At 44.9% G+C, this 20,946-nt stretch carries 17 protein-coding genes and 7 tRNA genes; 9 read left to right on the plus strand and 15 right to left on the minus strand.

What is annotated here, in order from left to right; genetic code table 11:
* The first annotated feature begins 309 nt into the window (after nucleotides 1–309).
* From M9196_RS01935 to ruvX, 7 genes are all read left to right on the plus strand, one after another.
* A complete protein-coding gene (locus M9196_RS01935; RefSeq protein WP_250615842.1) occupies nucleotides 310–1,104 on the plus strand; it encodes a DUF2189 domain-containing protein in 795 nt (264 codons plus the stop codon).
* A gap of 77 nt (nucleotides 1,105–1,181) precedes the next feature.
* Nucleotides 1,182–1,679, plus strand: coding sequence for a SprT family zinc-dependent metalloprotease (locus M9196_RS01940; protein ID WP_250615931.1), 498 nt, complete (start codon nucleotides 1,182–1,184; stop codon nucleotides 1,677–1,679).
* 93 nt (nucleotides 1,680–1,772) lie between these two features.
* Nucleotides 1,773–2,483 (plus strand): endonuclease, encoded by a 711-nt coding sequence (locus tag M9196_RS01945; protein ID WP_250615843.1) that lies wholly within the window; start codon nucleotides 1,773–1,775, stop codon nucleotides 2,481–2,483.
* Nucleotides 2,484–2,581: 98 nt separating this feature from the next.
* Nucleotides 2,582–3,313, plus strand: a complete 732-nt coding sequence (gene rsmE, locus M9196_RS01950; protein WP_250615844.1) for a 16S rRNA (uracil(1498)-N(3))-methyltransferase — start codon at nucleotides 2,582–2,584, stop codon at nucleotides 3,311–3,313.
* Between the two features lie 13 nt (nucleotides 3,314–3,326).
* On the plus strand, nucleotides 3,327–4,274 hold the full coding sequence (gene gshB / locus M9196_RS01955) for a glutathione synthase (protein ID WP_250615845.1): 948 nt from the start codon (nucleotides 3,327–3,329) through the stop codon (nucleotides 4,272–4,274).
* A gap of 63 nt (nucleotides 4,275–4,337) precedes the next feature.
* The gene (locus M9196_RS01960; protein WP_250615846.1) at nucleotides 4,338–4,907 is read left to right on the plus strand and encodes a YqgE/AlgH family protein; all 570 of its coding nucleotides are present in this window, start codon (nucleotides 4,338–4,340) and stop codon (nucleotides 4,905–4,907) included.
* Between the two features lie 2 nt (nucleotides 4,908–4,909).
* A complete protein-coding gene (ruvX, locus tag M9196_RS01965; protein ID WP_250615847.1) occupies nucleotides 4,910–5,335 on the plus strand; it encodes a Holliday junction resolvase RuvX in 426 nt (141 codons plus the stop codon).
* Between the two features lie 97 nt (nucleotides 5,336–5,432).
* On the opposite strand, the gene luxS is transcribed toward ruvX, so the two are convergent.
* From luxS to M9196_RS01990, 5 genes are all read right to left on the minus strand, one after another.
* Nucleotides 5,433–5,951, minus strand: coding sequence for an S-ribosylhomocysteine lyase (luxS, locus tag M9196_RS01970; protein WP_250615848.1), 519 nt, complete (start codon nucleotides 5,949–5,951; stop codon nucleotides 5,433–5,435).
* 133 nt (nucleotides 5,952–6,084) lie between these two features.
* A complete protein-coding gene (gene gshA / locus M9196_RS01975; RefSeq protein ID WP_250615849.1) occupies nucleotides 6,085–7,662 on the minus strand; it encodes a glutamate--cysteine ligase in 1,578 nt (525 codons plus the stop codon).
* A gap of 87 nt (nucleotides 7,663–7,749) precedes the next feature.
* Complete coding sequence (locus M9196_RS01980; RefSeq protein ID WP_250615850.1) at nucleotides 7,750–10,605, minus strand: M16 family metallopeptidase; 2,856 nt, start codon at nucleotides 10,603–10,605, stop codon at nucleotides 7,750–7,752.
* A gap of 9 nt (nucleotides 10,606–10,614) precedes the next feature.
* The gene (locus tag M9196_RS01985; RefSeq protein ID WP_250615851.1) at nucleotides 10,615–11,070 is read right to left on the minus strand and encodes a YqaA family protein; all 456 of its coding nucleotides are present in this window, start codon (nucleotides 11,068–11,070) and stop codon (nucleotides 10,615–10,617) included.
* Nucleotides 11,064–12,014: an NADP-dependent oxidoreductase gene (locus M9196_RS01990; RefSeq protein ID WP_250615852.1), complete on the minus strand. Its 951-nt coding sequence runs from the start codon at nucleotides 12,012–12,014 to the stop codon at nucleotides 11,064–11,066. The genes M9196_RS01985 and M9196_RS01990 overlap by 7 nt, the downstream gene beginning before the upstream one ends.
* A gap of 167 nt (nucleotides 12,015–12,181) precedes the next feature.
* On the opposite strand from M9196_RS01990, the gene M9196_RS01995 reads away from it, so the two are divergent.
* Together M9196_RS01995 and M9196_RS02000 are read left to right on the plus strand one after the other, a co-directional pair.
* Nucleotides 12,182–13,285 carry an OmpP1/FadL family transporter gene (locus tag M9196_RS01995; protein WP_250615853.1) on the plus strand — a complete coding sequence of 368 codons (1,104 nt, stop codon included), beginning with the start codon at nucleotides 12,182–12,184 and terminating at the stop codon, nucleotides 13,283–13,285.
* 807 nt (nucleotides 13,286–14,092) lie between these two features.
* Nucleotides 14,093–16,009 carry a methyl-accepting chemotaxis protein gene (locus M9196_RS02000; protein WP_250615854.1) on the plus strand — a complete coding sequence of 639 codons (1,917 nt, stop codon included), beginning with the start codon at nucleotides 14,093–14,095 and terminating at the stop codon, nucleotides 16,007–16,009.
* 271 nt (nucleotides 16,010–16,280) lie between these two features.
* Here the strand turns inward: M9196_RS02000 and M9196_RS02005 are convergent, their stop codons facing one another.
* The 10 genes from M9196_RS02005 to M9196_RS02050 all read right to left on the minus strand — a co-directional run bounded on the left by M9196_RS02005 (nucleotide 16,281) and on the right by M9196_RS02050 (nucleotide 20,762).
* Entirely contained in the window at nucleotides 16,281–17,411 is a 1,131-nt protein-coding gene (locus M9196_RS02005) for a sodium ion-translocating decarboxylase subunit beta (RefSeq protein WP_250615855.1), read from the minus strand.
* A gap of 9 nt (nucleotides 17,412–17,420) precedes the next feature.
* Nucleotides 17,421–19,214, minus strand: a complete 1,794-nt coding sequence (gene oadA, locus M9196_RS02010; protein ID WP_250615856.1) for a sodium-extruding oxaloacetate decarboxylase subunit alpha — start codon at nucleotides 19,212–19,214, stop codon at nucleotides 17,421–17,423.
* A 31-nt stretch (nucleotides 19,215–19,245) separates the two neighbouring features.
* Entirely contained in the window at nucleotides 19,246–19,503 is a 258-nt protein-coding gene (locus M9196_RS02015; protein WP_250615857.1) for an oxaloacetate decarboxylase subunit gamma, read from the minus strand.
* 400 nt (nucleotides 19,504–19,903) lie between these two features.
* Nucleotides 19,904–19,980: transfer RNA gene (locus tag M9196_RS02020), tRNA-Arg, on the minus strand.
* Between the two features lie 38 nt (nucleotides 19,981–20,018).
* A tRNA-Arg gene (locus M9196_RS02025) sits at nucleotides 20,019–20,095 on the minus strand.
* Nucleotides 20,096–20,155: 60 nt separating this feature from the next.
* Nucleotides 20,156–20,232, minus strand: a tRNA-Arg gene (locus M9196_RS02030).
* Between the two features lie 39 nt (nucleotides 20,233–20,271).
* Nucleotides 20,272–20,348: transfer RNA gene (locus tag M9196_RS02035), tRNA-Arg, on the minus strand.
* A gap of 65 nt (nucleotides 20,349–20,413) precedes the next feature.
* A tRNA-Ser gene (locus M9196_RS02040) sits at nucleotides 20,414–20,506 on the minus strand.
* A gap of 35 nt (nucleotides 20,507–20,541) precedes the next feature.
* Nucleotides 20,542–20,618, minus strand: a tRNA-Arg gene (locus tag M9196_RS02045).
* 51 nt (nucleotides 20,619–20,669) lie between these two features.
* Nucleotides 20,670–20,762: transfer RNA gene (locus M9196_RS02050), tRNA-Ser, on the minus strand.
* Nucleotides 20,763–20,946: the final 184 nt, after the last annotated feature.

Consider the following 20,946-nt stretch of genomic DNA (forward strand, 5'->3'; position numbering starts at 1 on the left):
CTCAAAAAATATTTGAGGGCTTTTTTTTACTATTACTAATCATTTCAATTACTTTGTTAAGGAAATGTTAAAGTGGCATTTCATAGCCCATCTTTTCTCCCCTACAAAAATTGTGTTTTTTCCCGTCTAGGTCAATAGTTAACGTTAAGAGTAACGATGCAGAATGAGAATTACGCTAACTCATCGACACGCATTCTTAGCTCCATTATGGGAACACGCTGCGCCAATACCGTGATCAAATGATCATACGGCTCGTTCATTTCCCTTAAATCAGAGACGAAGGCCAGATTGTCAAATCAGGGAGGACATATGCCTCGAACCGCTCAGACAGAAGACTTCCACAAGAAACACGAAGTCAAAGATCAAGATTACGCTAAAACCATACCTTGTAACCAAGTAAGTATTTCCGCACCATTTCACTGGCTAGCGCTAGGACTGCATGACCTTGTTAGAATGCCGGTTATCAGTGCCTTTTATGGGCTGTGCTTTACTGCTGCGGCCGTTGCTATTGTTCAATTAGTGCAATGGCAAGGCACCCATTTAGTTATCATGCCAAGTCTTGTTGTGTATATGCTCATTGGACCTTTCCTTGCTTTAGGCCTTTATGACGCGGCTTGGGAAAGAGAGAAGGGCCATAAACCTAGCTTATTCCACTCCATGAAAGCCATTGGCCGCAACTCTACCTCACAATGGGCATTTGCGGTGTTACTTGCTGTTGCCATGATATTTTGGATGAGAATAGCAGCGCTCTTGCATGCCCTGTACCCATCCGTTCAAGGCGCCCCTCTAACAGAATTCGCGCCGTTTCTCATTACGGGCTCTGTCATTGGCTTTGTTATCGCAAGCGTCATATTTAGTTTATCGGCTTTCTCTATTCCGCTAATGATGGAGCGTCGAGTCGATGTAATGACCGCGGTTTTCACTAGTTTTAATGCGGTGAAATCGAATGTCCCTGCAATGACTGTCTGGGCATTCATTATTTGTGGCGGCATACTGATCGGCTTTGCCACCTTTGGGTTAGGCATGATCGTCACTATGCCGATATTAGGCTACGGCACTTGGCATGCCTATCATGAAGTCATTAAAAAAAGACATCATACGTAGTCTTGCTTTACTTACTCGCTCGCTAACCTACAATAACGCCCTTCTATAGGGCGTTATTAGGTTTAACTATGGCTCCATTGACGACTGATTTACACTACCGAGCATCAAAGCGCTTGGCTCAGTGTATGGCTATTGCCGAGCAGCATTTCCAACAGACTCTGCCTATCCCTACCCTCAGCTTCAAACTACGAGGCAAAGCGGCGGGCAAAGCTTATCTGCAAACATGGGAAATTAGACTCAACCCTATCCTCTTTGCAGAAAACAGTGATACCTTTATTGAGGAGGTTATCCCGCACGAAATCGCCCATCTACTCGCCTTTAAATTCTATGGTCGAGTCCCTGCTCACGGTGTTCATTGGCAATCCATAATGCACCAAGTATTTAATGTCTCACCTAAAACCACCCATGCCATGGACGTTACGTCGGTCCAGGGCAAAACTTTTGAATATCAATGCCAGTGCTCAACATACCCACTGACGATTCGCCGACACAACAAAGTACAGCGACAACAAGCACGCTACTTATGCCAAAAGTGTCGCAGATCCCTTCAATTTTCGGGTAAACAGCTTAGCTAGTATCCACCAGGTCATTAATATCAAATAAGGTAGTAGTCATCGGTTAAAGTGCGATCTAAACTAGGTTATCTAGTACTTTCCTCAGACTTATAAATGACCATACGCGCGACTTCTGCCCTTATACTAGGCCTACTTTTTCTTCCCTTAACCGTGCAGTCCGCACCACCGAGCAGTTTTAGTTCAGCGAAAAGGCAGGCGGTTAAAATCTACGCCGATCACCCCATTAGTTTTTACTGCGGCTGCGACATTCAGTGGCAAGGAAAAAAGGGCACGCCCGATTTGGCTTCTTGCGGCTATCAAGTTCGTAAACAACAAAAGCGAGCAAGCCGAATTGAATGGGAGCATGTCGTTCCGGCATGGCAATTTGGCCACCAGCGTCAATGCTGGCAGGAAGGCGGTCGAAAGAACTGCACTAAAAATGACAAAACATTCCGATTGATGGAAGCTGATCTTCATAACCTGACGCCAGCTATTGGCGAGGTTAATGGCGACCGTTCCAACTACAATTTTAGTCAGTGGAATGGCATAGATGGCGTGAGTTACGGGCGATGCGAAATGCAGGTCAATTTCAAGCAACGCAAAGTGATGCCACCAGATAGAGCAAAAGGTTCCATTGCTAGAACCTATCTTTATATGAGTCAAGAGTATGGCTTTACGCTATCAAAGCAGCAAACACAGCTCATGAATGCGTGGAACCGTTCTTATCCCGTTGATGCGTGGGAATGTGAGCGCGACAAGCGCATTGCTTCACGACAAGGCAACAATAACCCTTATGTCGTGGCCGCCTGTCGTGATCGTTCATAGCGTCCGCTGGTCGACTATTTTAGCCAGCAAGCCCTTGTAATTTCTGGGGCTTGCATCCATGTTATACCTCAATACCTTTTTGTTCGTTGGAAGTTACTATGCGCGTACCTCGTATTTATCACCCTGAAACCATTGTAAGCTTGGGTAGACTCGCACTGAGTGAGGATGCATCCAATCACATTGGCCGTGTATTGCGAATGAAAGAAGGCCAAGACGTCTTACTCTTTGATGGCAGTGGGTATGAGTTTCCAGCCACCATAGATGAAGTCGCCAAAAAATCCGTCACTGTCGAACTGACAGAGAAAGTGGCGAATAGCATTGAGTCTCCACTCGATCTGCACCTAGGACAAGTCGTCTCTCGCGGTGACAAGATGGAATTTACCATCCAAAAATCCGTTGAATTGGGCGTCAACACCATCACCCCTCTTATTTCAGAGCGTTGTGGTGTAAAACTGGATCCTAAGCGCTTCGAAAAAAAGATGCTGCAATGGCAAAAAATCGCCATTAGTGCCTGTGAACAGTGTGGTCGTAATACGGTGCCTACAATACGCCCAATAATGTCATTAGAACAATGGTGTGCAGAGCCTTCAGAAGCACTGAAACTCAATTTGCACCCTAGAGCAAAATACTCGATCAACACACTACCTGAGCCCATTAGCAAGGTTAGACTATTGATCGGCCCGGAAGGTGGCTTGTCACCTCAAGAAATTGAGATGACGGAACAATACCAATTTGAAGAAACCCTGCTTGGCCCCCGCGTACTGAGAACGGAAACCGCTGCCTTAACAGCGATCACCGCCCTACAAGTACGCTTTGGCGATTTAGGCTAACTGGAGAATACGCATGATTAAACTCGGAATCGTAATGGACCCGATCTCGTCCATTAACATCAAAAAAGACTCTAGCTTTGCCATGATGCTCGAAGCCCAGCGTCGTGGATATGAAATCCATTATATGGAAATGCAAGACCTGCATCTTGACCAAGGTGTTGCGGTTGCCGATACAAAAACCGTCACACTTAAAGAAGATCCAGCAAGCTGGTATGAGTTCACCTCAGAGCAGACGATCGAACTTGCCGACCTCGACGCCGTTCTTATGCGTAAAGATCCTCCTTTTGATACTGAGTTTATCTATGCGACCTATATTCTTGAGCGAGCAGAAGAAAAAGGCACACTAATCGTTAACAAGCCGCAAAGCTTACGTGATTGCAACGAAAAGCTCTTTACCGCTTGGTTCCCAGAACTCACCCCTACCACTATCGTGACACGTAAAGCGGAAAAAATTAAAGCCTTCCGTGATACTCATGGTGATGTCATTCTAAAGCCATTAGACGGTATGGGCGGCGCTTCAATCTTCCGCGTTAAGCAAGATGATCCCAATGTATCGGTGATTATTGAAACGCTTACCAATCACGGGCAGAACTATGCAATGGCACAGACTTTTGTGCCTGATATCAGCAACGGCGATAAGCGTATTCTCGTGGTTGATGGTGAGCCAATGCCCTATTGTCTTGCTCGCATCCCAGCAAAAGGGGAAACACGTGGCAACCTTGCAGCCGGTGGAACGGGTGAAGCTCGTCCACTAAGTGAGACAGATAAACAAATCGCCCTTGCTGTCGCTCCCACTTTGAAGGAGAAAGGGTTAATATTTGTAGGACTGGATGTCATTGGCGATAAGCTGACTGAAATCAATGTGACGAGTCCAACCTGTATTCGCGAGATTGAAGCGGCATTTGACGTTTCTATTACCGGTAAATTGATGGACGCCATTGAGCGCCGATTAGGTAAATAAAACTGAGGTTGATACCCGTGGTACCCCCACTGGTCACAACCCCTGTCACGTTAGGAGGCGAAGATGAACTTAGCAAATCATTTTCTTGTAGCAATGCCCGGAATGAAAGATCCTTATTTTCAACGTACGGTTATCTATGTGTGCGAGCACAATGACGATGGTGCGATGGGGATTATCATCAATACTCCTATTGATGTCACCGTGGCCAACATGCTGTTGCAAGTACAAAATGAGCTACCCATCGCCTCCCAAACGCAGCACAGTAAAAGCCTAGATGAACCGGTTTTAAATGGAGGGCCCGTCTCAGAAGATCGAGGCTTTATCCTGCATAAACCCAAAGATAAATATCAATCCAGTATTCAAATTACCGAAAAGATTTCCGTTACCACATCTAAAGACATCCTCGCCGTACTCGGCACGGATGCTCAACCTGAAAACTATTTGGTTGCCTTGGGCTATGCCGGATGGGACGCGGGTCAATTAGAAACAGAATTGGCGGATAATTCTTGGCTAACCATTGAAGCGGACACGAGTGTGATCTTTGACACACCTGTCAAAGATCGCTGGCACAGCGCCGTTCAAATGCTCGGTATTGATATTGCTCACCTCTCCACTCAAGTTGGGCACGCATAGCCATGACAACAAGAACCATACTCGCCTTTGATTTTGGAACCAAAAGCATTGGTAGTGCCATAGGGCAAGAAGTTACCGGGACCGCTAACCCTTTAAAAGCGTTTAAAGCTAAAGATGGTATTCCTAACTGGGATGACATCGAAAAAACAATTAAGGAATGGCAACCTGATTTGATCGTTGTTGGACTTCCGACCGATCTTCATGGCAAAGATCTCGAGAGCATTACTCCAAGAGCGAAAAAGTTTGCCAACCGACTGCATGGTCGCTTTGGTTTACCTGTAGAGCTTCAAGATGAGCGCCTATCAACGACAGAAGCGAGAGCTGATCTCTTTAATATGGGTGGCTATAAAGCCCTATCGAAAGGCAATGTTGATTGCCAATCAGCCGTTGTAATTCTAGAAAGTTGGTTTGAGGCCCAATGGGGCTAGCATCAAGCGGCTCACTGATTCTCACTCACTTGATCGCGAATCTAGATACAAAAAAAGGATGGCTAAGCCATCCTTTTTTACTTTCAGCGACTCATTACTAGTCCACTTTAAGCTCTTGTAGCATCGAATCAGGCAACGCCAATTCATCGTTTTTATTTACTTGAATGCCAGCAGCAATGATCGTCTGAGCAATCGATTTAGCTTCCTCAAGTGAGTGCATTGCAGCCGTACCACATTGGTATTCATTCAGCTCAGGGATCTTATTTTGGCTTTCTACTTTTAGTACGTCTTGCATTGAGTCTAACCAGGCTTGCGCAACATCGGACTCAGAAGGCGTACCAATCAAGCTCATGTAAAAACCAGTACGACATCCCATTGGAGAAATATCGATAATTTCAACTTGCTCACCATTTAGATGCGCACGCATAAAGCCAGCGTATAGATGCTCAAGTGTATGAATTCCTGTTTCAGACAAGATATCTTTATTAGGCACCGTAAAGCGAAGATCGAACACGGTGATTGTGTCACCCTTTGGGGTTTGCATCGTTTTTGCTACGCGCACAGCAGGAGCGTGCATTTTAGTGTGATCGACGGTAAAGCTATCCAATAAAGGCATCGTTGTTTCTCCATTAAGGCTTCAAGACATGAAGCTTAGAATTCATTCGTGTATGGTGATTGTAAAAGCACAGCCAACACGGTGCAAGCCGAGTATGCTCTGACTCGACTTGCTTACAGATTGACGTAGTGTCCTAGTCAGGCTTCGTTTGCAGGTGAGCAAAGTAGTCCGCTAAAAACTCATCAAAGTCTTGCGTATCGGCCGCTTCAATGTCTTTTTGCGCCGCAAATGAGCGAGTTACTTCTTCTTCCATCATCGCCTGACTATAAGTGCGATAATGTTGCTCTGTGTTGCTATCTCGGTATTTTTTACCCAGTTCACAGCCTACTTTTCCTAAACCACCCAACGCTTTCGTCATCGACAATAGTTGACCAGAAATAGTTTGCTGAGGGTCATCATTCCATTGTTCTAATAAATCGCACACCGCAACATAATCATCACTGCCGTGCGCTTTATCCATAACGACCGCAATACTACGAAGATCTTCAAAAACACGCTTAACCCAAAGCTGGCTAGAGAGTTGTTCACCATCACAGCCAATTTTAAGCTCTAAGCCCTGTTTGCGTCCTTCAAGAATGACTTTGTTCCAGTTCTGGCGCCAGCATTCCAGTTCACAGTCATCCATCGGCTCAGAGTCTTTAAGCGCACACCAAGTAATGAATAGGTCAAGGAAACGAATCTGTTCTTTCGTGATGCCAATAGGACTAAACGGATTAACATCCAAAGAGCGAACTTCAATGTACTCGACACCCGCTCTCGACAGCGCTTCAGACGGCTTTTCACCATTTTTCGCTACACGTTTTGGTCGGATCGGAGCATATAACTCATTTTCAATCTGCAAAACGTAATCATTTAATTGACGATATTCCCCGTCAACTTTAACCCCGATTTTAGCAAAATCATCCGATGGCGTGTGAATCGCTTCATTCAGTCCTTCTAGATATTGACCAAGGCTGTTAAAACCAATTTTCAGCGAACTTTGCGCATTGTTGGTATACCCTAAATCACTTAATCGCAATGACGTTGCCTCAGGGAGGTAAAGCGTCCCGCCAATTTTTTCAAACGGTAAGGCACTTTCTTTACCTTGTACGAACGAGCTACATAAGGCTGGAGACGCACCAAAGAAATAAGGGATGAGCCAACCAAAGCGGTAGTAATTTCGGATTAAACCAAAATACCCTTCTGATTTTGATGCTTGGCGAGCGGGCTCATCTTGTTCGCCATAGAGCGCATCCCAAAAAGATTCAGGGAACGAAAAGTTAAAGTGCACACCCGAAATAACCTGCATTAGACTGCCATAGCGGTGCTTTAAACCTTGTCTATACAAGGTTTTCATTCGTCCGGCATTAGAGCTACCGTACTGAGCTAGGGCAATATCGTCTTCTTTGCTAACGTAGCAAGGCATGGAAAGCGGCCATAGCTTTTCATTGTCTAACTTCGCTTGAGTAAAATGATGTATATCTGACAATTGATTAACGAGAGTGTCAACGTCGTGAGAAACCGGCGTGATAAACTCGAGTAATGATTCAGAAAAATCCGTTGTAATATATTCATTCGTCAGCGCAGAGCCTAGCGCTGCAGGGTGAGGCGTCATAGCCAACTGGCCATCTTCGGTATAACGTAACGTCTCTCTTTCTACACCGCGACCAAACTCCTTAAAGACAGTCTGATCTTTAGCAACCTGCTCCAGTCGCGTAGCAAAATTAGTCAAAATGCGATTCGCTTATATGTTGTTGTTCCAATTGAGGGCTAGGTGAAACATCATCAATGCCACTCCTACCCCCACTATATGGTCACTCTATTGTGAGATTTCAAGCATTTCAATTGGAATATTGAGTTTCTCTAATTGTGGTTTTAATGCCTTAGCATCCCCCACAACAATAATCTGATATTGACTCGGGTCAAACCATTTTGCCGCTAAAGCATCCAACTCTGATTTCTTAACGGTTTCAACAATCTCATTACGCTGCTTGAGGTAATCTCTGTCTAAACTATAGGTCAAAATACTCGAGAGTAAGCTGGCTTTTTGGCTCGGAGTTTCGTACGTCAACGCATCTTGCTGGCCAACCGCTAATCGCAAGAAATTCAGCTCTTCTTCTGTCATACCATTCGCGCTGTAGTGCTTTAGTTCTTTGAGCAATTCTTCAATAGAAGGAATTGTTGAATCCGCCCGTACTTGTGCACTAAAGACGAGCGCTCCCACTTCGCGGTTACTCGCAAAATAACCACTCGCACCATAGGTATAGCCTTTATCTTCACGTAAATTCTGATTAATTCGACTATTAAAGTTACCCGCCAAGTTAAAGTTCGCTAAGCGGCTCAAATACAACTCTCCGGTTGCGTCAAAACGCATCCCTTGGCGTACTAAGCGAACAATGCTTTGTGGTGCGGCGGGTTTATCTACCAAGTAAATATGCTGACCCACTAACGGCTTTACCGCTTCCGGAACAATAAGAGGAGCGGCTGCGCCCTGCCAGTTTTTCCAAAAGCCAAGCTCTTGCTCTATCTGTTTACGACTGACATCTCCAACTACCACAATTTGTGCACTTTGCGGTGTGTAGTTTGAACGATAGAAGGCTTTGACGTCATCTAATGTGATTGAGGAAATCGATGATTCGGAGCCATCAGAAGAGCGTCCAAAGACCGTATCACCAAACAGGACGTCACGTGTCGCTTGCGATGCCATCCAGCTTGGTTTTTGATGCTGATACACCAAGCCTTCCAACATTTGTGCTTTCAGACGGTCAAAGTCACTCTGCTTCATCGCAGGGTTAAACAGCACGTCTTGAACCAACGCCAATGTTTGAGCCAAATTTTTCTCTAGAGATGACACCGTTACTCGGGTCGTGTACGAGCCTGCGCTGATACTAATTTGGCTACCGAGTTGATCAAGCTTGGCTTGCAGCGCTTCGACACTTAACGTTGTCGTGCCTTCTTCCATCATGGAGGCGGTCATGCCTGCAAGGCCTTCTTTGCCTCTCTCTACGTAGCGTTCTCCTGCAGGTAACTGGAAATGTATTTCTACGGTTGGTGTTTCTGAGCTCGTGGTACCAAGTAGCTCACTACCGTTATCAAAGTGTATTTGATACAGATCTGGCATGGTCGCTTTTACCGCCTGTGCGACTTCTGGCATTACACTGCGATCAAAGTCATCGACTGGACGTCGAAACGTTAGCTGATCTTCGGTCACTTTTACATAAGGTGGCAGGGTGCGTTTAGGTGTTTCAAAGTTTGCCTTTTGTACCGCCATATCCGACTGTCCTACCGGCACCACACTTAATGTCACTTTCGCTTTGTTGTTGATGAATTGATGGTAAGCGGCAGTCACATCTTCTGGTGTTACCGCTCGGATCTGAGTGAGTTGCTGCTCTAATCTGTCTGGTTGATCAAAGAAGGTTTGGTTTGATGCAAGCTGAGTGACTTTACCTTTAACACTTTGTAAGGCAAATACTGAGCCTGACTCAGACAATCCCGTGATTTGATCTAAACGAGCCTGACTAATACCGTCTTTCTCAAATTCATCCAACGTGATTAGTAACTCTTGATACAGCGCCTTTAGGCCATCTTTATCCGTCGAAGCGCCCATTGCATACACAAAGAAATTACATGACAGTTCATTACACTCTGTAAAAGCACCAGCATCGAGTGCTTTCTGAGTTTTAATCAGCTTTTGATACAGTAATCCATTCGTTCCGCCCCCAATCGCATCAGCCATTGCTTCGAGTGTGGCTTGATTGTCAGCCCCCCTATAACTATCCGTCGGCCAGCCTATGACAACCATAGGTTGACGAATTCGGTCTTCTAAGGTGACATAACGATCATTTGGGACGATAGCGGGCTGTTTCGGCGCCTTATCAACACTTGGCCCCTTTGGAATAGAACCATAGTATTTAGTAATCCACTGCAGAGTCTGCTCAGTATCTATGTCACCACCGATCGTCAACACCGCATTATTTGGACCATACCAACGTAAAAAGAACGCTTTTAGATCATTCACATCAACGCGATCTAAATCTTCTACATAACCAATTGGCTGCCACGAGTATGGATGTCCTTCCGGATACATCGCTTCGCCCATTTTTTCCCACACCAGCCCATAAGGGCGATTATCATAGTTTTGCGCACGTTCATTTTTTACCGTATCTCGCTGTATCTCAAATTTGTGCTGAGAAACTGCGCCCAGTAAAAAGCCCATACGATCAGCTTCAAGCCAAAGAATTTTCTCTAACTGATTGGCAGGCACGGTTTCAAAATAGTTTGTGCGATCGCGTGTCGTGGTGCCATTAAGCGTACCGCCGGCCTCTGTAATGATCTTAAAGTGTTGCTGGTCACCAACGTGCTCAGAACCCTGAAACATCATATGCTCAAAAAAGTGTGCAAAGCCTGATTTTCCAATCTCTTCACGTGCAGAGCCGACGTGGTAGGTAACATCAACATGCACCAAAGGATCCGAATTATCAGGGGCAAGAATAACCGTGAGCCCGTTATCTAGCTGGTACTTCGAATAGGGAATCATCGTTTTGCTTGGATCTGGCTTTGCTTCTTCAATCAGACGCACACCATCAGGCAAGTTAACTGTCGTCGATGTTGTAGTCTCACTGCTACAACCGTAAATAAAGACTAACGACATCATGCCGAGCCAGATCTTTTTCATATATGCTCCTTAGAAGAGACCAAAGAAGATCGCTGCTAATGCAGCGTAACGAAGCGCCTTACCTATTGCGATAAGTACAACACACGGAAGAAATTTCATTCTTAACCACCCTGCGGCTAAACACAGAGGATCACCAATGACAGGTAGCCAGCTAAACAATAGTGTCCAGTAGCCATATTTTTGTATCCAAGCTATGGCTTTATGACCATGCTTTTCGTTTTGAGTTCGATTTGGTAACCAAAGACCGATCCAATAATTCGTCAACCCACCTAAAGTGTTACCAACGGTCGCCACCAAAATAACGGTCAAAGTACTATACTGACCCAAACTCAACGTAGCGACTAAACCCGCTTCCGACCCACCTGGCAATAAGGTCGCACTTAAAAAACCAGAGATAAATAAAACCGCTAATGCTGAGTCAGCAAACCAAGACTGTGCGAGATATTGAGAGAACGATTCTAGCATTGCATATCCAACAACACTTTCCCTCGAGTACGGCTCGTTTCAACTTGTTTATGAGCATGAATGACATCATGCAATGGGAAGATGTGCTGTATTTCGGTTTTCAGTAAACCGACGCCGACCATATAAAGCAATGTCTCCATCTGCTTAGGGTCTGGCGACACCAGCATACCGCTGGCACTAAAACCTAGTAGTGTCGCTTTCTCACAGACGAGTTCCGCCGTCACTGTAGGAATGGTGATCACTCGAGCATGGTCTTTTAAACACTTCAATGCATCAAGGGCGACATCTCCACCAACAAGGTCAATCAAGACATCAATATCAGACAAGCGCTCTGACGCGGGTGCAAATTGATAGTTAATCGCATGTGCACCTAAAGTAGCAAGGTAGTCTAGGTTACTTTCACTACATGTCGTATATACCTCGGCTTTCGCAGCAACGGCTATTTGGACAGCAATATGCCCAACACCACCAGCTCCCGCCAAAATAAGTACACGCTCGCCTTCTTGAACTTGTGCTTTATTAATCGCTTGAGCGGCTGTTTGACCTGCAAGAGGCAATGCCGCCGCTGCGTCTAGGGCCACGGTGCTAGGAACCGAAGATAATTCGCTCTCTGGAACGCAAACGTATTGGCTGTAACCGCCTCCACGAACTGGGAATCCAATAAAACCCGCAACTTCATCACCAACAGAAAAATGGGATACATTGTCGCCACACTGCTCTATCTTGCCAGAAATGTCATACCCAGGTACCCAAGGCAAGTTATCTTTATTCTCATTGGCCGCCCAACCAAGACCCGCTCGTGTCTTGACATCAATCGGATTGATCCCTGAATAGGCCACTTTCACAAGCACCTCACCAGCAGCAGGCTTTGGGATTGTAACTTCACGAATAGCCAAAACTTCAGGTTGGCCAAACTTCGGGATAACAATTTGTTTGCATGACATGACAGTATCCTTTTTAGTGCAGTATTCATCATCTTAGCTATTTAAAACCAAGAGTACTAGAGTAAAAACAAACCCTAAACATTTACAGATTTTACCAAGTATTGATATATCATCAGCGAGACATGTTACTGTCGACACCTCAACGACTCTTTGCGATGCACATACGAATGTATTCCCGACCTCTACCTTTTATTTTGGCTCTTGTCAGTTCCTCATCATATGCCACTGGCTTAAATTTTTGGGAGTCTTCAGCGTCTAATAGTGCGCTTGCAAGTGCAAATGGTGCAAAAGCCATTGATGCCAGTATTTTAGCTACCGCGCCCTCTAGTATGACGCAGTTGAAAGGTACTACCGTGACCGCTAACGTGACTTACTATCAAGTCACCACCGACTACAACATCTTTGGTAAACAAAGCCAAAAATCTCAAGCATCCCCCATCCCAGCAGGATTTATGGTTACACCCATAAATGACAAATGGTATTTCGGCTTAGCCGCATACAGTCGTACCGCCGCCGATATATCACTTCCTGATTTAGCACCCCTTCCTATTTCGGAATTAAGAGAAACTCGGGTTAGACCAATTGTTGTCTCTCTCGCACCAAGCGTGGCGTATCGACATAATGATGTGAGTATCGCCCTCACCGCTGAATACTTGTACGGTGACTACTTACTTGAGCAACAAAATTGCGGTTTGTTTCAATGTAACGGCACGACAGAAACCTCTGGCAACACCAGCGGCTGGAGCGGAGCGTTAAGCGCGACATGGGCGGTAAATCAAGCGATGACGCTCGCCATTGCCCATCGATTCGACAGTCAATTTGGAGATGATGAGATTCAGTTTCAACTTCCTTCCATCACTAGTGTATATGGCACGATTCAAATCAATGAACAGTTACAATGGCACAATACCTTTAGCTTAAGTCGATGGAATGGCCAAGGTATTCACTATCAAAATTACAGCGATCCTGTCGGGTTATTACGAGGCCATCGCCACAGTAAACGAGCCGGCACTTCAATGAGCTACGATTGGGACAAATTGACCTTACGAGGTGGTCTCAGTATCGATGAAGCCATCGATAGTTACGGTGGAAATGATATACGTTACCGCATAGGACTCGCTTACCGATTTACGCAACGTCTCACTTTAGATGTAACCGGTTTTAAAGAAGACTATGCTGAGAAGCAATTCAGTGATGGTAAGCAAACACTCGTGAATGTCAGTAATAACGGTGTCGGAGTAAGCGTAGGGATCAGTTATCAGTTTAACTAATACACGCAGCAAGGACGACGGCACCCAGTAAATCTGAGGCCAAACAACAAGCGAAAAAAATAGCCGTTGAGTCGTCGACATCACCAATAATGGCAATCAATCGCATGACGTACTTTTATCGAAGAGCCAAACTGGATCATTGCAAATGCAATAGCAGTGAGGCTTTATTGGTTATTAGATGGTATGGGTTAATGATAAATAGTTTCGGAACTCGACTAATCAAATAGACTCAATCCCCCCATAGGCTCAGAGGAGACAGTTTGAAGATTGGAACGACTTCAGAGCATGTTTATATCTATTTATTCGTTCAGAGCCTTGTAACCTGTCAGGGTAATTCAGTGATAATGCATTTTAAAATCGGTAGCAGCAGCAAGAAAATAGTCAAACCCAAAATCCAACGTTTAACTCATTGTTTATATTAAACCAAATGCACCCTTCACCTCACGAGAAAACCGATTTATTCGATACATGAATTTCATCACAAAATAAAATCGTGATATCCGCTACTCTATTTGTATTATATTAATTCAAATAGAGCTCTATGGAAAAATCACCTTAACCTCCCACTCCTAATTTTGCCCATTGATTAATTCACCACAGCTAACGCTACTCATTTTCGTTTCCTTTAAGCAATCGCATTCAAGTGAAACAGGTCAACTTTACAATAAAAGTCACACCAATAATCATGCTGCGAAACATAGGACATTTTACCCTGAAACCGAATATCAAATAATAATGATAGGCTTCTATTGATGAATAGAGACCTGTTTTGACCAGAATAGATGTTACACGGAGTATTATTCTGCTATGGATATATTTAGCATGGGCTTTAAGTCCAAACTCATCATGGCGTTGACGGCAACGACAGCCCTATCGCTTCTTGCTACTAGTTACTTTTCCCACTCTATGCTGAGTGAGCAAGTAAACCAAAGAATATTATCAGAGATAGATCACTCACTCACTCTCGAAATTAACGAGCTAGAGAACACTGTCCAAAGGACAATTGAAACAGTGAACGCCGTTGCTGAAGAGTATCAAACCAATACCAGTCGTGAGGTTGCAAATGAACAATTAATGCACCTTGCCTATCGCTTCGGTGGAATAGACAAAATAGTTATTGGCTTCGATGATGGCTCTTCCTTCACTTCTCGCCCTTCAGAGTCCTTTCCCAATGGCGTTGGTATCAAAAGCAAATATAACCCGACAGAACGCCCTTGGTATCAAACTGCCAAGCAGCAGTCTGGCCTCTCATTAAGTGACGTATTTTTTACTAAGAGCGATCAAACACCCATGATTGGTGTTATGTATTCATTTGGGGACGGCGTCATTATGGCGGACATTCGATTTAATGAAGTACAGAAAAAATTAACTGAACTCGATCGCATTGGGAATGCCACCGCATTCGTCATTGATGATAAAGGGTTAGTCATTGCGTCAACGCTTGAAGGCATTACATCGCAGACGCGCATCCAAGATTCTATTATCGCAACCGATATTAATAACATCATTCGTCATCCAGAGCAGTTCTCCGAGTTGACCATTGACGGACAAAACCTGCTCGCAATCGCCAAGCCTGTCAATATCGGTAAGCAGACCAACTGGCAAATGGTTGTTACCTTAGACAAGAACACTGCATTAACGGAACTTAATGCTGCAAGCCAACGTTCGATGATGATCATGCTGGCGACGTTGATTGTTGCTTTAATTATTGTCGTGCTAGTTTTGAACAAGTTGTACCAACCTATTGTGTCCTTAAAAGCGATTATCGAAGACCTTGCTAAAGGCGATGGTGACCTAACACAACGGCTCTCCGTCAAATCAACTGACGACCTTGGTCAAATAGCAATGGGCATCAATCGATTTATCGATGGTCTACAAAGCATGCTTCAAGAAGTGCAATCGTCAACTAAAGAGCTAGGCAATAAAACCTTACTGATCGAGTCAAGTTGCCAAGACACACATACAACGCTCGATACACACACGAATGAAACCACTCAAATTGTCACCGCAATTGATGAGCTATCCCATTCCTCGGTTGAAGTAGAGAAACACTCAGGTTCAGCAGCACAAGTCGCTCAAGAAGCAGCAAGTTTGAGTAATGATACTAAGCAAATAAACATTTCGACTCAGCAGCACATTGCTGAGTTAGAGAATCAAATATCTATGACATCGACCGATATCTCTGAAATGGCTTCTGAAACTCAAAGTATTCAATCGATTGTTAATGTTATTGGTGGGATTGCCGAGCAAACCAACTTGCTTGCGCTTAATGCCTCTATTGAAGCAGCAAGAGCAGGAGAACATGGCCGAGGCTTTGCTGTGGTTGCCGATGAGGTTCGTGCCCTAGCTAATCGTACTCAAATCAGTACATCTGAAATTGAAGCTGCCCTCGCCAAACTGCAAGAGCAGTCGGACAATCTCGTTCAATCTATCGAACAAACCAAACAAAACTGCGAAGGGACCCGTCACCAGGTCGACCAATCCGTCTCTATGTTAGAAACGCTCGATCAGCAGATTGACACCATCAGTCGCTTTAATGACGAGATTTCAACGTCGTCCAGTGAGCAAAATACGGTTATCCAAAGTGTGAATCGAAATATTCACCACATCAACGACATTGTCAATGAACTCAACCAGTTAAGCGATAAGCAAGTCGAAGAGTCTAAAGATATCACCGTGCTCAATACTAATGTTGAAACGCTCGTAAAGCGTTTTAAAGTTTAAATGTCATGGCTGTAGCTCAACGATCAGTAAAAAAACAGAAGGTAGCGTCTCTCGCATCTATCTTCTCAAGCAAGAACTGGATTGGGTTGAATCCTATAATTCAGTGATTTTATTTAATATAAAACACTGACACATTAGGCATCAGATAGCCACCTCACAAAAATCTCATGGAAGCACATACAAAAGAACCCTACTCAAAAGAGTAGGGTTCTTTATCAACCGTAACAGGGGATAGCAATCCTCCCCCTCCTTTTACTTCCAGGCTACTTAATTAGCCAACCAGAGCCAGTAATATACCTGCCGCCACTGCTGAGCCTAATACACCTGCAACATTTGGTCCCATCGCATGCATCAACAAGAAGTTTTGTGGGTTAGCCTCTAAGCCAACTTTATTCACAACTCGTGCTGCCATTGGTACCGCAGAAACACCTGCAGCGCCAATTAATGGGTTAATGTCCTCTTTAGAGTACTTATTGAGAAGCTTAGCCATGAGCACGCCTCCAGCTGTACCAATACTAAATGCCACGGCTCCTAGAGCTAAAATACCTAAGGTTTCAAAATTTAAGAATTGATCCGCTTGTAACTTTGAACCGACACCGAGTCCTAAAAAGATAGTGACGATGTTGATCAGCTCGTTTTGCGCTGTTTTTGATAGACGATCAACAACACCAGCCTCACGCATCAAGTTACCGAGACAAAACATCCCGACCAACGGCGTTGCCGAAGGTAAGAACAAGATTGTCATCAACAAAACGGCTAGAGGAAAGAGAATCTTCTCGCCTTTACTCACATGACGTAGCTGAGCCATCTTGATCTTGCGCTCTTCCGGAGTCGTCAATGCTTTCATGATAGGCGGTTGAATAATCGGTACTAATGCCATGTAACTATAGGCGGCAACAGCGATAGCTCCCAATAAATCTGGGGACAAACGGCTGGCTAAGAAAATAGCGGTTGGTCCGTCGGCACCACCAATAATGGCTATCGACGCCGCATCTGGCATAGAAAACTCCATACCAGGTACGTAGTTGAGCAAGATTGCCCCAAATAGCGTTGCAAAAATACCAAACTGAGCCGCAGCGCCTAGCCATAACGTTTTCGGGTTGGCAATTAATGCTCCGAAATCGGTCATGGCACCAACGCCCATAAAAATTAATAGCGGAAAAACACCCGTTTCAATACCAATGTAATACACGTAGTACAGTAAGCCGCCAGGATCGGTAAATCCAGCATTAGGGATATTCGCGAGTACTGCGCCAAAGCCAATCGGCAATAATAACAAAGGTTCAAAGCCTTTCTTTATTGCTAAGAATAGCAATAAACCACCGACTAACATCATACAGATCTGGCCAAACTCGAAGTTAGCGATCCCTGTTTCTGACCACAAGGTCATCAATCCGTCCATGGTACTCCCTTACGCCAAACTAACTAGAGGTGCGCCAACGGTAACCGCATCGCCCTCTTTGACATGTATATCGTGCACCACACCACTTTGTGCTGCTCGAACTTCTGTTTCCATTTTCATTGCTTCTAAAATCAGTAACACGTCACCTTCCTCCACCTGAGCTCCAGAAGCGACGTTGACCTTAAAGATATTGCCTGCCAACGGAGCGCCTACTGCTTCTACATTTGTAGGAGCAACAGGGGCTGCTTGTACCGGAGCAGGAGCAACTGCGGATGAAGGCGTTACCGATGTCAATTCACCTTTAGGGCCAACCTCAACATCATAAACTTGTCCATCAACCTTCACGCTATAAGACTCGATTCCACCAGTGCTTGGTGCAGCTACTGCTGCTTGAGCGGCTGGCGTCGCCGTTTCTAACGTCGGGGCTGGTTCAAATGCATCAGGGTTATGACGATTTTTTAAGAACTTTAAGCCAACTTGTGGAAACAACGCATACGTCAATACATCATCAACCGTATCTTCAGCCAACGAGATGCCTTCAGACTTAGCCTTAAGAAGCAGTTCGTCCGTTAATGTATGCATTTCTGCGGCTAGTTGATCTGCAGGACGACAAGTGATCGGCTCCGCTCCATTGAGTACTTTTGCTTGTAGCTCGGCGTTCACCGGCGCAGGTGCTGTTCCGTATTCCCCTTTAAGGACCCCTGCCGTCTCTTTAGTAATGCTCTTATAACGCTCGCCCGTCAGTACATTAATGACCGCTTGAGTACCGACAATTTGCGATGTTGGCGTAACCAATGGAATGTGCCCTAGGTCTTCACGTACACGAGGGATCTCTTCAAGTACTTCATCAAGACGATCGGCAGCACCTTGCTCTTTAAGTTGACCTTCCATGTTAGTCAGCATGCCACCTGGCACTTGCGCGATCAAAATACGAGAATCAACACCTTTCAGTTGTCCTTCCCATTTTGCGTATTTTTTACGAACCTCTCTGAAGTAAGCTGCGATAGGCTCGATTTGCTCTAATTTAAGATTAGTATCACGTTCAGTTCCTTGTAACATCGCCACTACGGTTTCAGTTGGCGTATGACCATAAGTCTGACTCATTGATGAGATAGCGGTATCTAAAATATCCACACCGGCCTCAACCGCTTTCACTGCCGTTGCCGCAGATAAGCCTGTCGTAGCATGACAATGCAACGCGAGTGGTACATCACAAGATGCTTTAATTCTAGAGATAAGATCTTCAGCTTCATAAGGTTTTAAAAGACCAGCCATGTCTTTTATACAAAGGGAGTGACACCCAAGATCTTCAAGGCGTTTCGCTAAATCAACCCAAGTATTGGTGTTGTGTACTGGGCTTGTGGTGTAAGAAAGTGTGCCTTGCGCATGAGCACCCACGTCAACCGTTGCCTTCACCGCTTTTTCAAAGTTACGAACATCGTTCATCGCATCAAAGATACGGAAAACATCCATGCCATTGGTGTGAGCACGTTCAACAAATTTTTCTACTACGTCATCAGCATAATGGCGATAACCCAATAAATTCTGCCCACGCAGAAGCATTTGCATCGGCGTGTTCGGCATTGCCTTCTTTAGTTCACGCAAGCGCTCCCAAGGATCTTCCCCTAAGAAACGAATACATGAATCAAAAGTGGCACCGCCCCATGTTTCCAACGACCAGTAGCCGACTTTATCCAGCTCGGCGGCAATAGGTAACATATCTTCAATTCGCATACGGGTAGCAAACAGCGACTGATGGGCGTCACGAAGTACCACATCCGTGATAGCTAGTGGTTTAGACATGCTCATTAACTCCTTTTAATCTTAACTCAATCTATTTTGCGGCCGAAGTGCGGTATTGGTGTACGGCTGCAGAAATAGCAGCGACAACACTTGGGCTAACAGTATTCGATAGGGGTAGTGATGGTTTAGTTTGTTTTGGGGCTGCGATCGGCTCTGGTGCTTCTTCTGGCACCAATTTCGACATTAACCGAACGAGATAAACAAGAATAGTTAGAAATACGAATACAACGGACATGCCCGTTAGCATTAGGGTAGCCGCATCTCCTAGCAGGCTTCCAATATTAGTCATTTTGCGTCCTTTCTTTGTCATCCTGACAAGTCATTCAACCAAGTACTAGGCATCATTGCCTAAGGTTAGATATGCATACGTTCTTACATTGCTTCCATTGCAAGAGGACTAGGATTATCTCGATTGGTGAAAGTTTGTCAATTTTGTTTAATCTAGAGTTGCCATTAAAACGTTATTCAAACGAAAAACTATGATGAAGCCGACAATTTATCGTGTAAGACACGTTACACAGAACTTAATACTGAGTGAACAACATAACAAAGTAAGGGTTTAAAACTGAGACACGCTTAAAATTACAAACAACTTTCTTATAAAAAACAGCAGTTTGTAATAATAAGGTTAGCAATATGATAAATTTTTGTTAATAAAAAACCCCGCCAAAGGCAGGGCTTTAAATAAGTGGCGCGTCCTGGAGGATTCGAACCTCCGACCGCCTGGTTCGTAGCCAGGTACTCTATCCAGCTGAGCTAAGGACGCACAGATGTCTAATATTACTATCAAACATTTCCAAATTGTGGCGCGCTCTGGAGGATTCGAACCTCCGACCGCCTGGTTCGTAGCCAGGTACTCTATCCAGCTGAGCTAAGAGCGCACTAGGTTTTGATACTGTATTCTTCAAGAAAACGGCATCAGGATCTAAGACCCTAAAAAGTGGCGCGTCCTGGAGGATTCGAACCTCCGACCGCCTGGTTCGTAGCCAGGTACTCTATCCAGCTGAGCTAAGGACGCGCAGTATGCTCGATACTGCTATCAAACATTTTCAAATTGTGGCGCGCTCTGGAGGATTCGAACCTCCGACCGCCTGGTTCGTAGCCAGGTACTCTATCCAGCTGAGCTAAGAGCGCACAGAATGTGAAGCATATCACATTAAATTGTCTTGAGAACAAAAAAATTGACTCAAGGTCAATAATGGCGGTGAGGGAGGGATTCGAACCCTCGATACGGCTATAAACCGTATACTCCCTTAGCAGGGGAGCGCCTTCAGCCTCTCGGCCACCTCACCGTCTTGTATTGCTAATCTTCCCTTGCAAGAGGAAGTGGCGCGCTCTGGAGGATTCGAACCTCCGACCGCCTGGTTCGTAGCCAGGTACTCTATCCAGCTGAGCTAAGAGCGCATCATTTACTTCGCTTTATGAATAACTTCATAAAATTAAGCAGTGCAAGAATGGCGGTGAGGGAGGGATTCGAACCCTCGATACGGCTATAAACCGTATACTCCCTTAGCAGGGGAGCGCCTTCAGCCTCTCGGCCACCTCACCGTCTTGCGGAGGCACATATTACGATTTACCAAAAATAAGTCAAACACTTTCTTGGCAAAAATTGCAAAAAACAGCTCAACCGTTGGCAAATTAATCAAAGTGCCACATAAGCACATTTTTGCTGTTTAAAATTCGCACTAAGTCTAAGACATAAAGGCAAATTGTAGATAATAAAAAGGCCAGC

Origin of the sequence: Vibrio methylphosphonaticus, from assembly GCF_023634655.1 — a bacterium.
Lineage (GTDB): Bacteria > Pseudomonadota > Gammaproteobacteria > Enterobacterales > Vibrionaceae > Vibrio > Vibrio methylphosphonaticus.

Bases quoted from the DNA above. Each gene is read 5' to 3' on its own strand.
- M9196_RS01935 (WP_250615842.1), top strand. From the start codon at position 310: ATGCCTCGAACCGCTCAGACAGAAGACTTCCACAAGAAACACGAAGTC.
- M9196_RS01945 (WP_250615843.1), top strand. From the start codon at position 1,773: ATGACCATACGCGCGACTTCTGCCCTTATACTAGGCCTACTTTTTCTT.
- rsmE (WP_250615844.1), top strand. From the start codon at position 2,582: ATGCGCGTACCTCGTATTTATCACCCTGAAACCATTGTAAGCTTGGGT.
- gshB (WP_250615845.1), top strand. From the start codon at position 3,327: ATGATTAAACTCGGAATCGTAATGGACCCGATCTCGTCCATTAACATC.
- M9196_RS01960 (WP_250615846.1), top strand. From the start codon at position 4,338: ATGAACTTAGCAAATCATTTTCTTGTAGCAATGCCCGGAATGAAAGAT.
- ruvX (WP_250615847.1), top strand. From the start codon at position 4,910: ATGACAACAAGAACCATACTCGCCTTTGATTTTGGAACCAAAAGCATT.
- luxS (WP_250615848.1), bottom strand. From the start codon at position 5,951: ATGCCTTTATTGGATAGCTTTACCGTCGATCACACTAAAATGCACGCT.
- M9196_RS01980 (WP_250615850.1), bottom strand. From the start codon at position 10,605: ATGAAAAAGATCTGGCTCGGCATGATGTCGTTAGTCTTTATTTACGGT.
- M9196_RS01985 (WP_250615851.1), bottom strand. From the start codon at position 11,070: ATGCTAGAATCGTTCTCTCAATATCTCGCACAGTCTTGGTTTGCTGAC.
- M9196_RS01990 (WP_250615852.1), bottom strand. From the start codon at position 12,014: ATGTCATGCAAACAAATTGTTATCCCGAAGTTTGGCCAACCTGAAGTT.
- M9196_RS01995 (WP_250615853.1), top strand. From the start codon at position 12,182: ATGTATTCCCGACCTCTACCTTTTATTTTGGCTCTTGTCAGTTCCTCA.
- M9196_RS02000 (WP_250615854.1), top strand. From the start codon at position 14,093: ATGGATATATTTAGCATGGGCTTTAAGTCCAAACTCATCATGGCGTTG.
- M9196_RS02005 (WP_250615855.1), bottom strand. From the start codon at position 17,411: ATGGACGGATTGATGACCTTGTGGTCAGAAACAGGGATCGCTAACTTC.
- oadA (WP_250615856.1), bottom strand. From the start codon at position 19,214: ATGTCTAAACCACTAGCTATCACGGATGTGGTACTTCGTGACGCCCAT.
- M9196_RS02015 (WP_250615857.1), bottom strand. From the start codon at position 19,503: ATGACTAATATTGGAAGCCTGCTAGGAGATGCGGCTACCCTAATGCTA.